14 protein-coding genes are annotated in these 14147 nt (G+C 66.1%); 10 read left to right on the top strand and 4 right to left on the bottom strand.

All coding sequences use genetic code 11. The features are described from left to right. Positions 1–73: 73 nt before the first annotated feature. The 3 genes from AC5JDC_RS07485 to AC5JDC_RS07475 all read right to left on the bottom strand — a co-directional run bounded on the left by AC5JDC_RS07485 (position 74) and on the right by AC5JDC_RS07475 (position 3915). On the bottom strand, positions 74–1714 hold the full coding sequence (locus AC5JDC_RS07485) for an acyl-CoA synthetase (RefSeq protein WP_495840498.1): 1641 nt from the start codon (positions 1712–1714) through the stop codon (positions 74–76). Between the two features lie 120 nt (positions 1715–1834). After that, positions 1835–3001 (bottom strand): OpgC family protein, encoded by a 1167-nt coding sequence (locus AC5JDC_RS07480; RefSeq protein WP_495840497.1) that lies wholly within the window; start codon positions 2999–3001, stop codon positions 1835–1837. Between the two features lie 143 nt (positions 3002–3144). Next, positions 3145–3915 carry a sulfite exporter TauE/SafE family protein gene (locus tag AC5JDC_RS07475; protein ID WP_495840495.1) on the bottom strand — a complete coding sequence of 257 codons (771 nt, stop codon included), beginning with the start codon at positions 3913–3915 and terminating at the stop codon, positions 3145–3147. Positions 3916–4044: 129 nt separating this feature from the next. Between AC5JDC_RS07475 and AC5JDC_RS07470 the strand changes: the two genes are divergently transcribed. From AC5JDC_RS07470 to AC5JDC_RS07445, 6 genes are all read left to right on the top strand, one after another. Continuing rightward, positions 4045–4380 (top strand): type II toxin-antitoxin system RelE/ParE family toxin, encoded by a 336-nt coding sequence (locus tag AC5JDC_RS07470; RefSeq protein WP_495840493.1) that lies wholly within the window; start codon positions 4045–4047, stop codon positions 4378–4380. Between the two features lie 4 nt (positions 4381–4384). Further along, positions 4385–4678, top strand: coding sequence for a helix-turn-helix domain-containing protein (locus AC5JDC_RS07465; RefSeq protein ID WP_106773711.1), 294 nt, complete (start codon positions 4385–4387; stop codon positions 4676–4678). 112 nt (positions 4679–4790) lie between these two features. Further along, on the top strand, positions 4791–5447 hold the full coding sequence (locus AC5JDC_RS07460) for a thiamine phosphate synthase (protein WP_106773710.1): 657 nt from the start codon (positions 4791–4793) through the stop codon (positions 5445–5447). Between the two features lie 4 nt (positions 5448–5451). After that, positions 5452–6459: a tetratricopeptide repeat protein gene (locus AC5JDC_RS07455; protein WP_495840490.1), complete on the top strand. Its 1008-nt coding sequence runs from the start codon at positions 5452–5454 to the stop codon at positions 6457–6459. A gap of 115 nt (positions 6460–6574) precedes the next feature. Further along, positions 6575–7141, top strand: coding sequence for an elongation factor P (efp, locus tag AC5JDC_RS07450; protein ID WP_106773708.1), 567 nt, complete (start codon positions 6575–6577; stop codon positions 7139–7141). Between the two features lie 18 nt (positions 7142–7159). Next, complete coding sequence (locus AC5JDC_RS07445) at positions 7160–7960, top strand: inositol monophosphatase family protein (RefSeq protein WP_106773707.1); 801 nt, start codon at positions 7160–7162, stop codon at positions 7958–7960. A gap of 219 nt (positions 7961–8179) precedes the next feature. On the opposite strand, the gene AC5JDC_RS07440 is transcribed toward AC5JDC_RS07445, so the two are convergent. Next, the gene (locus AC5JDC_RS07440) at positions 8180–9604 is read right to left on the bottom strand and encodes a DUF1254 domain-containing protein (RefSeq protein ID WP_495840488.1); all 1425 of its coding nucleotides are present in this window, start codon (positions 9602–9604) and stop codon (positions 8180–8182) included. Positions 9605–9758: 154 nt separating this feature from the next. Here AC5JDC_RS07440 and AC5JDC_RS07435 point away from each other — a divergent pair, with 154 nt between their 5' ends. From AC5JDC_RS07435 to AC5JDC_RS07420, 4 genes are all read left to right on the top strand, one after another. Next, positions 9759–10844 (top strand): AraC family transcriptional regulator, encoded by a 1086-nt coding sequence (locus AC5JDC_RS07435; RefSeq protein ID WP_495840486.1) that lies wholly within the window; start codon positions 9759–9761, stop codon positions 10842–10844. Between the two features lie 148 nt (positions 10845–10992). Continuing rightward, positions 10993–11676, top strand: a complete 684-nt coding sequence (trhA, locus tag AC5JDC_RS07430; RefSeq protein WP_495840484.1) for a PAQR family membrane homeostasis protein TrhA — start codon at positions 10993–10995, stop codon at positions 11674–11676. A 279-nt stretch (positions 11677–11955) separates the two neighbouring features. Then, positions 11956–13380: an LLM class flavin-dependent oxidoreductase gene (locus tag AC5JDC_RS07425; RefSeq protein ID WP_495840482.1), complete on the top strand. Its 1425-nt coding sequence runs from the start codon at positions 11956–11958 to the stop codon at positions 13378–13380. Beyond that, a complete protein-coding gene (locus tag AC5JDC_RS07420; RefSeq protein ID WP_495840568.1) occupies positions 13377–14147 on the top strand; it encodes an ABC transporter ATP-binding protein in 771 nt (256 codons plus the stop codon). Before AC5JDC_RS07425 ends, AC5JDC_RS07420 begins: the two co-directional genes overlap by 4 nt.

Below are 14147 nucleotides of genomic sequence, written 5' to 3'. Positions count from 1 at the left end.
CCGTGTCGGCTGGGCTCGAAAAAGGATACGGACGGTTACACCGGCGAAACCGAGGCAGGTAGCCCTCGTCCGCTCACCCCGCCTTCGCCATCTCGCGCAGCCGGAACTTCTGGATCTTGCCGGTCGAGGTCTTGGGGATCTCGACGAAGACCACCGCCTTCGGCACCTTGAAGCGCGCCAGCAGCTTGCGGCAGTGCTCGATGATCTCGGCCTCGGTCGCCGTCCTGCCGGGCTTGAGCTCGACATAGGCGACCGGCACCTCGCCCCATTTGTCGTCGGCGCGCGCGACCACGCCGCAGGACGCCACCGCCGGGTGCCTGTAGAGCGCGTCCTCCACTTCGATCGACGAGATGTTCTCGCCGCCCGAGATGATGATGTCCTTCGAGCGGTCCTTGAGCTGGATGTAGCCGTCCGGATGCTTGACGCCGAGGTCGCCGGAGTGGAACCAGCCGCCGGCGAAGGCTTCGTCCGTCGCCTTCCTGTTCTTCAGGTAGCCCTTCATGACGATGTTGCCGCGGAACATCACCTCGCCGATGGTCTGGCCGTCGGCGGGCGTCTCGCGCATGGTCGCCGGATCCATCACCGTCAGCCCCTCCAGCGAGGCGTAGCGCACGCCCTGCCGCGCCTTCTTGGCCGTGCGCGCACCCGCGTCGAGGCTGTCCCATTCGCCGTGCCATTCGTTGACCACGGCCGGGCCGTAGGTCTCGGTCAGGCCGTAGAGATGCGTGACGGCGAAGCCGGCCTCGGCCATGCCGGCCAGCACGGCCTCGGGGGGTGGCGCGGCGGCGGTGTTGAAGGTCACCGTCTGCGGGAAGTCGCGCCTATCCTCTTCGGATGCATTGATCAGCATCGACATGACGATCGGCGCGCCGCACAGATGGGTGACGCCGTGGTCGGCGATGGCGTCGTACATCGACCTGGCGCGCACCCAGCGTAGGCAGACATGGGTGCCGGCCTGCAGGGCGAGCGTCCACGGGAAGCACCAGCCGTTGCAGTGGAACATCGGCAGCGTCCACAGATAGACGGGATGCCTGCCCATGCCAGCATGGATGGTGTTGGTGGTGGCCATCAGCGCCGCGCCGCGATGGTGATAGACGACGCCCTTCGGGTTGCCGGTGGTGCCTGAGGTGTAGTTGAGCGCGATGGCGTCCCATTCGTCGTCCGGCATCGACCAGGCGAAGTCCGGATCGCCGGACTGCACGAACGCCTCGTAGTCGAGCGATCCGATCCGCTCGCCCTTCGGATAAGGCGCGTCGGCTGGATAGTCGGGATCGTCGTAGTCGATCACCAGCGGCTTCACCGCGGCGAGCGCCAGCGCCTCGCGCATGACGGCGGAGAATTCGCGGTCGACGATCACCACCTTCGCTTCGGCATGGTCGAGCTGGAAGGCGACCACCGCCGCGTCGAGCCGCGTGTTGAGCGAATGCAGCACCGCCTTCACCATCGGCACGCCGAAATGCGCCTCCAGCATCGCCGGCGTGTTGGAGAGCATGACGGTGACGGTGTCGCCCTTGCCGATGCCCTTCGCCGCCAGCGCCGAGGCGAGTTGCAGCGAGCGCCGCCAGAAATCGCGGTAGGAGAGGCGCAGGCCGCCATGGACGATCGCCGGTTGATCCGGAAAGGTCTTGGCTGCCCTTTCCAGCAGCGTCAGCGGCGTCAGCGGCTGGTGGTTGGCGGCGCTGCGGTCGAGGCCGACCTCGTAGATGCTGGGCAAGATTCGCTCCCCGGAACGGCTGGTGTTTGCGCCGATCCTAGAGCGCGCCGCGGCGGCGGGGAAGAAATTCCGTTCCTCGTACGGAGGGAAAGTGGACGAGGAAAGGAGGGCCGCCCGCCGTCAGGCGGGCCGCAGCCCGCGCCCCTCGTATGGCGTCGGCGGCGCGGCCGGTCGCGGCGCCGGTCGCTTGCCGCCCCAGCCGATCGTCGGCAGCCATTCCAGCCAGTACGCCAGCGTGAACTGCAGCGCGATGCCGGCGCCGATCAGGGCGGTGTCGAACAGCACGCCGCCGCCATAGACGACCTTCAGCACCTGTCCGGCCATGGCCAGCATCGTGCCGGCGATGAAGACCGGCAGCGAATGCCTGCCGAGCACCGCCAGCGGGCTGTTGGCGCCGGTGCGCGCCAGGTTGGAGAGCGACGGGATCGCGACGATCAGATAGGCCAGCGCCAGCACGTGCAGCAGCCGCGGCAGCGACAGGAAGGTCTTGTCGAAGCCGGAAAGCACCGGCGGCAGGTCGATGGACGCCTCCAGCCCCCAGAACGACCCGCGCACCCAGACGAAGGCCAGGACGATGAAGCCCAGCGACATCGCCGCCAGCGGGCGGCTGTAGCAGATCGCGCCGCCGCGCTTCACATGCAGCATGCAGGCCATGCCGATCACGAACAGGAACTGCCAGGACAGCGGGTTGAGGAACCAGAAGCCGTCGGTCGGATAGTTGGAGGGCGCGATCTGCCAGTAGCCGGCGGCGAACCAGACGAGGCCGGAGACGGTGACCATCAGCACCAGGCTGACGCGGCTGAGCAGCAGGAACAGCGGCAGCATGACGAGCACCGCGGCATACATCGACAGGATATTGTTGTAGCCGACCTGATGGCCAAGCGTGGCGAGGCCGACGAGCGCGCGCGGCGTATCCTCCACCAGCGCCGTGATGTTGATCATCTCCAGCAGCTTGGGGCGCGCGAACCACAGCGCCGCGGCCGAGAACATGGCCAGCGTCGCCACCGTGGTGACGATGTGGGCGACATAGAGCACGCAGGCACGCCGCCATGCCTTGAGCGTCATCAAAAGCCGGCTGCCCGGCTCGAACTTCAGGCCATAGGCGAGGCCTACGGCGATGCCCGAGATCAGCACGAAGGCCTCCGCCGAATCGGAGAAGCCGAAATTCTTGTGCGTGAGGTGCTCGAAGACCGTGCCCGGGACGTGGTTGACGAAGATCGTCAGCAGCGCCAGCGCGCGGAATACGTCGATGCGGGTATCCCGCGTGGAGGCTGTGTTGGTCGTCATCGCGGCGTAAAGTTCCAAACGCGAACAAAGTTCCTTGCCGCCCGCCCGGTGCGACATTGCGGGTGCGTCATGTGACGACCGTGTGGCGGCAGCATGCGTCGCGGCCGAATTCCCGCCAATTTCCCATCACGAAATGTTTCAGCTCAAAACAATTGCGCGACGCCGTCCCACAGCAGCTTCACCGCGATCAGCGCCACGGTGGCGTAGGTGAACGGATAGAAGACCTCCGGCCGCATCCGCCGCACCAGCCATGCGCCGGCCAGCGTGGCCAGCGGCGCGATCGGCATCAGCGCTGCGGAAGCGGCGAGATTGGTCGCGTCGAACTGGCCGAGCGCGAAATAGGGAACGAGCTTGATGGCGTTGGTGATGGCGAAGAAGATGACGGCTGTGCCGGTCAGCACCTTCGGGTCGAGCCGGAGCGGCAGCGCATAGACCTGGAAGGGCGGGCCGCCGACATGCGCGACGAAGCTGGTGAAGCCGGCGACCGTACCCCAGAAGGCCGCGAGCACAGGGTTGCGCGACGCCGCATGGCCGCCGCCATGGCGGATCTGCTGATAGATCCAGCGCAGCACGAAGACGAAAGCGACGGCGCCGACGATAAGGCGGACCATGTCAGCGGTGACCAGCGAGGCGGTGAGCCAGCCGGCGCCGATACCGACCAGCGCGCCGGGCATCATCGAGCGCAGCAGGTCGCGGTCGAAGACGCCGCGCCAGCTCCACAACGATACCAGGTCCATGAGGATCAGGATGGGCAGCAGAATCGCCGCCGCCTGCACCGGCGACATCGCCAGCGCCATCAGCGGCACGCCGGCGAAGCCGAAAGCACCGCCCAGGCCGCCCTTGGACAGGCCGACCAGGATGACCGCCGGCACGGCGGCGGCGTAGAACCACGGATCGGTGAGGAGAGCGGTCATGCAGGGAGGGCCTTTCGCCGCTGCATAACCCGGCCTGCCCCGCTTTGCATAGACCTGGCATGAAAGGCGCGGGCCGGAAGTATTGTATGTGCCAACTTGACGAACTCCGGAAATTCCGTAGCATGGGTCATGCAGACGGTCATCGAAACCAATGCTTATCTCGCGACCGCCAAGGCGGCCGGCATGACGGATGCCGAGCGAGCCGCAGCGATCGATCTGGTTGCGTGGGATCCGCACAGCGGCGACATCATGCAGGGCACCGGTGGTTGCCGGAAAGTCCGGCTCGCCGGCCGCAGCAAAGGAAAGAGCGGCGGATACCGGATCATCTTCGCCTTCGGCAGCGTCCACTTTCCCGTGTTTCTGATCACGGTGTTTGGCAAGGGCGAAAAGGACAACCTGACCAAAGCCGAGCGCAACAACTTGGCGAAGCTGACCAAGATACTGTTCGAACACTATGGAAGGTGAGCCAATGACAAAACACGCGTTCGAAAAGATCAAGGCGGGCCTGGAGGACGCCATCGCATTCGCCCAGGGCGATCAAGATCGCGGCGCACTCCATGTTCCGGAAACGATCGACGTACGGAGCATCCGCAAGGGTCTAGGATTAAGCCAGGAGCAATTTTCCGCGCAGTATGGCTTCGGGCTCGCGCGGTTGCGCGATTGGGAGCAGGGGCGGTCGTCACCCGACAGCGCGGCCCGGGCCTATCTGATCGTTATCCAGCGGGAGCGCGAGGCCGTCGACCGGGCGTTGCATGCCGCGTAGGCCAGCCTGTTCAAAGCGGGCAGCCTCGTCTATGTCAAAATGCAAACATGATCGCGCGGCATGGCTGCGCGCCTCCGTATAGCTCGAACCAAAGGCGTTCCGCCGCACCGACATGACCGACAGAACGCCCCCCAACCGCTGCCGCCTCGTGCTGATCGCGCCGTCCGGCGAAGACGCCGAGAGCTTCGGCCCGCGCCTGCTCGAAGCCGCCGCCGGCGGCGACGTCGCCTCGCTGATCCTGCCGGCCCGCGCCGGCGAGGCCGCCTTCCAGGATTTCGCCGCGCCGATCGTGCGCATCGCCCAGGAAGCCGGCATCGCCGCGATCGTTGCCGGCGACACGCGCATCGCCGGCAGGGTCGGGGCCGACGGTATCCATCTGGAGATGGCCAAGGACGAGCTGCGCCAGGCGGTGGAGCGCTGGCAGGGCAGGATGATCGTCGGGACGGGCGGCGCCACCACCCGCGACGACGCGCTGGAGCTCGGCGAGACGCAGCCCGACTACATGTTCTTCGGCCGCTTCGGCTTCGACACCAAGCCGGAGCCGCACCGGCGCAACCTGGCGCTCGGAGCCTGGTGGGCGGAGCTGGTGGAAATCCCCTGCATCGTGCTGGGCGGGTCGGACGTCTCTTCGGTCGAGGCTGTGGCCGCGACCGGCGCCGACTTCGTTGCGCTGTCGAGCGCGGTGTTCGGGCCGGACGCCGATCCGCGCGCTGCGGTGGAACAGGCGAACGCGATCCTCGACCGGACCGCGCCGCGGTTCGGGAACTGACGCCATGACCATGCGCGCGCCAAGGCTCCTCTCGCTGGCTGCGGCGGCCGCGGTCGCCATGGCCCTTCCCGTGCTTGCGGCCGAAAATCCGACCGACAACCGGCTGCCCAGCCCGGTCGATCCCGAGCGGTTCTCGGGCGGGCTGACGCGCGACGGCAATGTCGATCCCGAGCGCTTCGGCCAGCGCCAGCCCGACCAGGCCTTTGGCGCCTTCCAGCGCGGGCTCTACATGACCGCCTACAACCTCGCCCTGGTGCGCGCCGAGAACGGCGACCCGGCGGCGCAGACACTGGTCGCCGAAATCCTGTCGCGCGGGCTCGGCCGGCCGCGCGACGAGGCGGGCGCGGCGAAATGGTATCAGCTGGCATCCGAGCAGGGCATCCCGGAGGCGCAGTTCCAGTACGCGCTGCTTTTGCTCGACGGGCGCTTCGTCAAGAAGGACGACAAGCAGGCCTTCGCCCTCATGCAGGCGGCGGCCGAGGCCGGCAATTTGTTCGCGCAGTTCAACTTCGCGCAGATGCTGATCAAGCGCGAGCCCGACGAGCGCGGCCTCGCCAAGGCGGTTTCCTATTATGAGCGGGCGGCGCGGGACGGCCTGGCCGACGCGCAATACGCGATGTCGCAGATCTCCGCCAACGGCGTGGGCGGCAAGAAGGCCGACGACAAGGAGGCGCGCCGCTGGCTGCTCTTGGCCGCGCGCCAGAACTACGACACCGCCCAGCTCGACCTCGGCCACTGGCTGATGGAGGGCCGGGGCGGCGAGCGGAACCGCGCCGAGGGGTTCGCCTGGCTGCTCAGGGCGGCGCGCGGCGGCAACGTCGCGGCCCAGAACGACGTCGCCAAGCTTTACATGCAGGGCCTCGGCGTCGCGCCGGACACGGCCGCCGCCGCGTCCTGGTACCTGCTTGCCCGGCGCGCCGGCCTGGTCGATCCCATCATGGAGGATTTCTTCGACGGGTTGACCGACGAGGAGATCAAGCAGGCGCTGGAGCGGTCGAACCGGCTGCGCTGACCGCAGGCAGCGCATCCGCAACCGGCCGCTCTCTTGCCTCCCGCGGCGTTTTATGGTCTTGGAAGCCCCGAAAATCGCGACAGCAGCGAACTCTTTCCTCCGGAACAAGCACAAAATGGCCAAGATCAACGGCAACGAAATCCGTCCCGGCAACGTCATCGAGCACGATGGCGGCCTCTGGGTGGCGGTCAAGACCAACGCGGTCAAACCCGGCAAGGGCGGCGCCTACAACCAGGTCGAACTCAAAAACCTCATCAACGGCACCAAGCTCAACGAGCGCTTCCGCTCGGCCGAGACGGTCGAGCGCGTGCGGCTGGAGCAGAAGGATTTCTCCTTCCTCTACGAGCAGGGCGAGGCGCTGGTGTTCATGGACACCGAAAGCTACGAGCAGCTCGAGCTGCAGAAGGATTTCGTCGGCGAGCGCGCCGCCTTCCTGCAGGACGGCATGACCGTCACCGTCGAGCTCTACGAGGAGAAGCCGATCGGCATCGCCCTGCCCGACCAGGTGGTGCTGACCATCACCGAGGCCGATCCGGTGGTGAAGGGCCAGACGGCCGCCTCCTCCTACAAGCCCGCCGTGCTGGAGAACGGCGTCCGCGTGCTGGTGCCGCCCTTCATCGAGGCCGGCGAGAGGATCCTCGTCGACACCAACGAGATCACCTATCTGCGCCGCGCCGACTGACGGCCCGGGATAGTCACGATGGCGCGCTCCGCACTCCTCAATGTCATGGTCCAGGCGGCAATGAAGGCCGGCCGCTCGCTGTCGCGCGATTTCGGCGAGGTGCAGAACCTGCAGGTGTCGCTGAAGGGTCCGGCCGATTTCGTCAGCCAGGCCGACCGCAAGGCCGAGGACATCGTCTTTGCCGAGCTGTCGCGCGCCCGTCCGGGCTACGGCTTCCTGATGGAGGAGCGCGGCGTGGTGGCGGGCGACGACGACCAGCACCGCTGGATCGTCGATCCGCTCGACGGCACCACCAATTTCCTGCACGGCCTGCCGATCTTCGCCGTGTCGATCGCCCTGGAGCGCCAGGGCCAGGTCGTCGCCGGCGTGATCTACAATCCGGCCATGGACGAGCTCTACACCGCCGAGCGCGGCGGCGGCGCCTTCATGAACGACCGCCGCCTGCGCGTCGCGGCGCGCTCGAAACTGTCGGACACGGTGATCGGCACCGGCATGCCGCATCTCGGCCTCGGCCACCACGGCAACTACCTGGTCGAGCTGCGCAACGTCATGGGCGAGGTGGCCGGCATCCGCCGCCTCGGCTCCGCATCGCTCGACCTCGCCTATGTCGCGGCCGGCCGGCTCGACGGTTTCTGGGAAGACCCGCTGTCGCCCTGGGACATCGCCGCCGGCATGCTGTTGATCCGCGAGGCCGGCGGCTTCGTCTCCGACCGGCACGGCGAGCAGGGCATGTTCGACAACCGCTCGATCGTCGCCGGCAACGAGACGATCCACCGGGCCCTGCTTAAGACGCTGAAGAAGCCGGTGGCGGGGCGCTGAGCGCGAAGTTGCCGGCCTCGGGTTGACTGCGGTTATCGGGAAAACGGAATGCGCGCAATCCGCGTCTATGACAGGATTGCGCGCATTTCTCGGGATCGCCGGCCGACTTTGCAAGTCTCGGCTCCGGCCTGACGGACCTCGCTCAAAGTTGCACAAGGTTCTCCCGCGCGTGTTCGGACCGGCGGGACGAAGCACGCTTTAGCTGGACACTGTCTCGCGCTATTGGACCCTTTTCACCACAGGCGGCATCCAGCTTCCGTCGAGGATCGAGGGGCTGGTCTCCTTGGGCCAGTACATTCTGAGCATCGGTAGGAATGCGCCCTTCGGCGCAGGGAGCCAGTTCGCCTCTTTGTCCGAGCCCGGCGACTCGTTCTGGAAATAAAGCGTCAACGAGCCGTCTTCGTTGGGCACCGGATTGTTGCGCGGGCTGACCGTGAACTTGTTCAGCTTGTTCGGCACGAACCACCAGCCTTGGTCGATCTCGTACATGGTAATCGACCAGAAGCCGCTGACCGGCGGTTCCTCGCCCTTGGCAAAGGTCAGCGTGTACTTGTGCTCGCCGGAGAGCGGCTGGCCGTCGGCATCGCGCAGCGTGTAGGGATAAACCGCATCCTCCTGCAGGTTCGCCGGCCAGCCGAAGGCCGCGACGACCGCCCGCTTCATATAGTCGGTCCCATAGGCGCCGACCCCCTTGGTCATGGTCCAGCCGTTCACCTCGGAACCGAGTACGTGCTGGTTGTCGCCGATATGCCTGAGCGCGTCCTGCGGCAAGGTCTCGAGTGCCGCCGCGATCTCGGGGCCGAGTGCTGCGAGGTCGAAGTCCTTGCACGGCTCGAGGCCGATCTTCGCCATCCGCGCCAGCATCGGCGCGTCTTCCGCCGCCGGCGGTGCGGTCTTGCACATGAGATCGGCCATCCGATCGAAATAGCCTTCGGTGCCGAACCCCAGGATCACCGCCTGTGGCTTGTCGGCCATCGAAAACCCCGGCTCGGGATCGACCGGCGGCGCCTGGTAGACGTAGTCGGCCTTACCCACTGCGGATAGCGGGCGGATGTCGTACTGCGCCTGCAACGCGTTCACGGCCTCGTAGTCGGCGTCGGTGCCGTCTGCGTAGGTGCGGCCGAGGATGAGCATGTAGCGGGTCGGCACTTCGACGTGTGTCATCCCTTCGGGAACCTCGCCGCTCCAGCCGGGACCGGACAGCAGGAAGGTGTGGGCTTTCTCGCCGCTGGTGCGGCTGCCGCCGGAGTGGATGACCGGCATCCACAGACTGTACATTGGAAAGAGGAAGTAGCGCTTGCCCATGTCCGGATAGGACAAGACCCAGGGCTGGTCGCCGAGATCGAGCCACGCCGCAGAGTAGAGCGTATCTGCGTTCGGCGCGGAGACGCCGCGATAGTCGCCCGGCGGATAGCGCTTGACGTTGATGAACTGCCCCATCGGGCCGCGCAGTTCCTCGATCTTGTCGACATTGGTCATCTGCACCCGCGTCACCTCGGTGGTGATCAGGGAGTATCCGTAGACATAGGCATCCATGGCGATCGACTTGGCCTCATCGGCGGTCAGCGCGTTTGCGTTGCCGGAGCTGGCCGCGGTCGCCAGGCCAGTCATAAGAATGAATCTTGCCAGATACTTCGTTTTCATGCGCATATCTCCCTCATTGCAAGCCGCCTGCTCAGCTCACGGTTCAATCACTGTGAAGAACCAGATCCGCCAAGAAAATATCGCTGAACGGCATAAAGCCGGCAAGATCGAAGCGAAGCCTTACCTTGCTCCGTCAAGCTGTACATGATGCCTGATGTTGCTGACGAACCATTTTGCGCCATCGGCCCAGAAACTCCCGGCAAGCTCGAGGTTCGATTCGGTACCCGTCATTTCGGTGACCGCCTTGGCGGGCGTCCCCGCTTTCGTCCGTGGCGTCTTTGGCGACAAGCTGCTCAGGCAAGCCAACCGGGCGGCGATGCTCGACATCGAGGCGATCGAGGATCAGGATTGCTTCATCCCGCACGTCACGATGAGCGCCTTCGTCGACTCCATCGCCAGACTGACCGGCGAAGAATATTTCGGGCTGCTCTTGGCGCCCCATTTGACGGTCGCGAGCTACGGCTGCTGGGGCGAGTATGTCCTGGGGGCGTCCACGTTGGGCGACGCGATCCAGCGGGCCACGGCCACGATCGGTTTTCACAGCAAGGGTGACTCCCTGTCGCTGAACGTCATCGATGGGCAGGCGCGTCTCAGCTACACCAGCGCCGCAAAGGGGCTTGAGGGATATGCGCAAGTCGCCTGCGGTGCAGCCGGTGTCGTGGTGAACCTCTGCCGGTCATTCCTTCCCGCCCGTCCGCCTCTGCGATGCGTCGAACTCGACCTTCCGAAGCCGCGCCGGTCCGGCTCCTTCGAAGACGTATTCGGCTGCCCCGTGCTGTTCGACAGGCCGACCGTGACAATCTGCTTCGACGCTGCGGGACTCCACGCCGGCCGCGCACTGCGTGGGGAGGCGGCCCTCGTCACGGTCGACGATCTGGCGCGGGCGCGTGTGGACTGCCGGAAGCTCGGCGGACTTCGCGACATTCTCGCCGAGCAGATCTGGTCACAGGTGCTTGCGGGTAAGGTATCGATCGAAAGCGCGGCGCGATCTCTAGATACAAGCGTCCGCACCCTTCAGCGCGAGTTGAACCGCGAGGGCACGGATTTCCGGACGCTGGCGAACCTGGTGCGTAGCCGAAGGGCGCTTGAGCTGTTGCGCAGCTCCGATGCGTCCGTCACGCAGATATCCGGCTCGCTGGGTTATTCGGCACCGGCCCACTTCGCCCGCGCCCTCCGCAAGGCTACCGGGTTCAGCCCTCGGGAACTTCGTCAGCTTGTTTCGGTCAAGAATTCGACCTGACGTTGGAGCCGTTCATCACCCAGCCCGCCGCGGCAACAGGCTGGCGAGCGAAATCCTGCCCGCCCCGCCCGCGACCATCCGCCGCTTGCCAGTGCTGCCCAGCGATGTTGAAATCGCTGCTTGGGGTCCCGATAACGAATACGGCGACATGAGCCGACAGAGCGAGCTTTCCGACATTCCCTTCCGCGGGCGCTACGTCTACTCCAGGGCGGAACTGATCGCCGACGGCGTGGTGCATGGCATCGGCCTGGTGCTGGCGGTCTCGGCCGGCTCGATCCTGCTCGCCTTCGCCGCCTTCTCGACCGGACCTTGGGAATATGTCGCGACGCTGTTCTACGTCGTGTCGCTGCTGGCGCTGCTCTCCATCTCCTTCGCCTACAATCTGTGGCCGATCTCGCCGGTGAAGTGGGTGCTGCGCCGCTTCGACCATGCGGCGATCTACCTGCTGATCGCCGGCACCTACACGCCCTTCCTCGCCCAGCTCGACGACCCGGGGCTCGCCGCCACCATGATCGCGGTTGTCTGGGGCGCGGCCGCGCTTGGCATGGCGATCAAGATATGCCTGCCCGGCCGCTTCGACCGGCTGGCCGTGGTGTTCTATCTCGCCATCGGCTGGAGCGGCGCGGTGGTGGCGCGCACGCTGGTCGCTACGCTGCCCGAGACGACCCTCTGGCTGATCGTCGCGGGCGGCATCGCCTATTCCTTCGGCGTCGTCTTCTTCGTCTGGCAGCGCCTGCGCTTCCAGTCCGCCGCCTGGCACGCCTTCGTGGTGATCGGCGCCGGCTTGCATCTCGCCGCCATGCTGGACTGCCTGGTCATCGACCGGGTGTAGCGCGGCCCCGGGCGCGCCGCACCTTCTCGCGCAGCCGATGCGGCCGCTCGACAGACGCCGCCGGCAGCGCTGAGGGAAAGCGCCGTCAGATGACGACTGCCGACAGAGTCCCAACGGCGGCATGCAAGGCAATATCCCGCAACGCGAACTGGGTCCGCTGGAGGAGACGCGTTTGGCCGCAGGAATTTTCCTCTAAGATGTCTACAAAGATTATAGAATATCTAACCTGTGGCCCTTCGTGCGGAGTAGGGTTCGGCTCCTTTGCCTCAGGAGCCCCCGATGACGAGAGCGATCCGCTTCAACGCCTTCGACATGAACTGCGTCGGTCATCAGTCCCCCGGACTGTGGGCGCACCCTCGCGACAGGTCGTGGAAGTACAAGGACCTCGACTACTGGCAGGACCTGGCGCGCACGCTCGAACGCGGCGTATTCGACGGCATCTTCATCGCCGACGTCATCGGCTATTACGACGTCTACAAGGGCTCCAACCACCACGCGCTGCACCAGGCCGCGCAGATCCCGGTCAACGACCCGCTGCAGCTTGCCGCGCCGATCGCGCTCGCGACCGAGCATCTGGGCATCGGCATCACCGCATCGACCTCGTTCGAGCACCCCTACACCTTCGCCCGACGCATCGCAACCGCCGACCATCACAGCAAGGGCCGCGTCGGCTGGAACATTGTCACCTCCTATCTGGAGAGCGGCGCCAAGAACATCAGCCAGGGCGGCCTGCGCCGACACGACAACCGCTACGAGGTGGCCGAAGAGTATGTCGAGGTGCTCTACAAGCTTCTCGAGGGATCGTGGGAGGAAGGAGCGGTGGTGCGCGACCGCAGCAACCGCATCTTCACGAACCCTGAGAAGGTCCACGAGATCGGCCATCAGGGCAAGTATTTCACGGTCCCCGGCTATGGCCTGACCGAGCCCTCGCCGCAGCGCACGCCGGTGCTCTATCAGGCGGGCGCCTCCGGTCCGGGCAAGGCTTTTGCCGCGCAGCACGCGGAGTGCATCTTCGTCGCCGCCCCGACCAAGGCGGTGCTGAAGAACTATGTCGCCGAGATCCGGCAGCGCGCCGCCGCCGCCGGCCGCGACCCGAAGAAGCTATATATCTACACGCTGCTGACCATCATCACCGACGAGACCGAGGAGAAGGCGCAGAAGAAGTTCCAGGATTACCGGAGCTACGTCTCCTATGACGGGTCGCTGGTGTTCATGTCCGGCTGGAGCGGCATCGACTTCGGCCAGTATGCGCCGACCGACCTCGTCAGGAAGGTCGAAACCAACGCCATCCATTCCGTGGTCGAAAACCTCGCCGGCGGCGACAAGTCCTGGACCATCGACGAGCTTTCCCAGTTCGGCGGCATCGGCGGCCTCGGCCCGGTCGTCGTCGGTTCGCCGCAGCACATCGCCGACATCCTGCAGGAATGGGTCGACGAGACCGATGTCGACGGCTTCAACCTCGCCTACGCGGTCACTCCCGACAGCTTCGAGGACGTGGTCGGCTACATCGTGCCCGAGTTGCAGCGGCGCGGCGCATACCCCACTGCCTACAAGCCGGGCACTTTGCGCGAAAAACTGTTCGGCGACGGACCCTACCTGCCCGCCACGCATCCGGCGGCCGGCTATCGCGATATCGAGGCGGTGAAGCAGCGCGATGCCGAGCGCACCGCGCCGCTGCAGGTGCTCAAGTCGGTCATCGGCTGATGGCCGCGCTACTCGAACTCCACGATGTCTCGCTCTCCTTCCGCGGCGTGACCGCCATCGACGCGCTCAGCTTCTCGGTTGAACAAGGCTCCATCTGTGCGCTGATCGGTCCGAACGGCGCGGGAAAAAGCTCGCTGCTCAACGTCATCAACGGCGTCTACCGGGCGGACTCAGGCGACATCGTCTTCGACGGAGTGCGCTTCGAGGCCATCAGGCCAGGCGCCGCGGCGCGGCTCGGCATCGGCCGCACCTTCCAGCACAATGCCCTGTTCCGGCGCCTCTCCGTGCGGGAAAACGTGCTCGCCGGCCTATCCAGGCTTGGCCAGGCCTCCTTCATCGAGACCATATTCCGCGTCGGACGCGACGTGGCGGAGCGGCGCGCCTTCGCCGCCAGGGCCGACCGCGTGATCGCTTTCCTCGGGCTGGAGGCGCACCGCGACCGCATCGTCTCCACCTTGCCCTACGGCGTGCAGAAGCGCGTCGACCTCGCCCGCGCGCTCGTCTCGGAGCCGAAGCTGCTGCTGCTCGACGAGCCGATGGCCGGCATGAACCAGGATGAAAAGGCGGAGATGAGCCGCATCATCTCCGAGGTCAACCGGACATTCGGCACGACCATCGTGCTGATCGAGCACGACGTCGGCATCGTGCTGGGCCTCGCCCGGCACATCGTCGTGCTCGACTACGGCCGCAAGGTCGCCGACGGCGCGCCCGACCAGGTGCGCGACGATCCCGAGGTCATCGCCGCCTATCTCGGCACGGTTCACTGA

The organism is Kumtagia sp., from assembly GCF_059502445.1.
The sequence above is the reverse complement of the archived record's forward strand: the minus strand, read 5'-3'. Positions and strand labels throughout refer to the sequence as shown.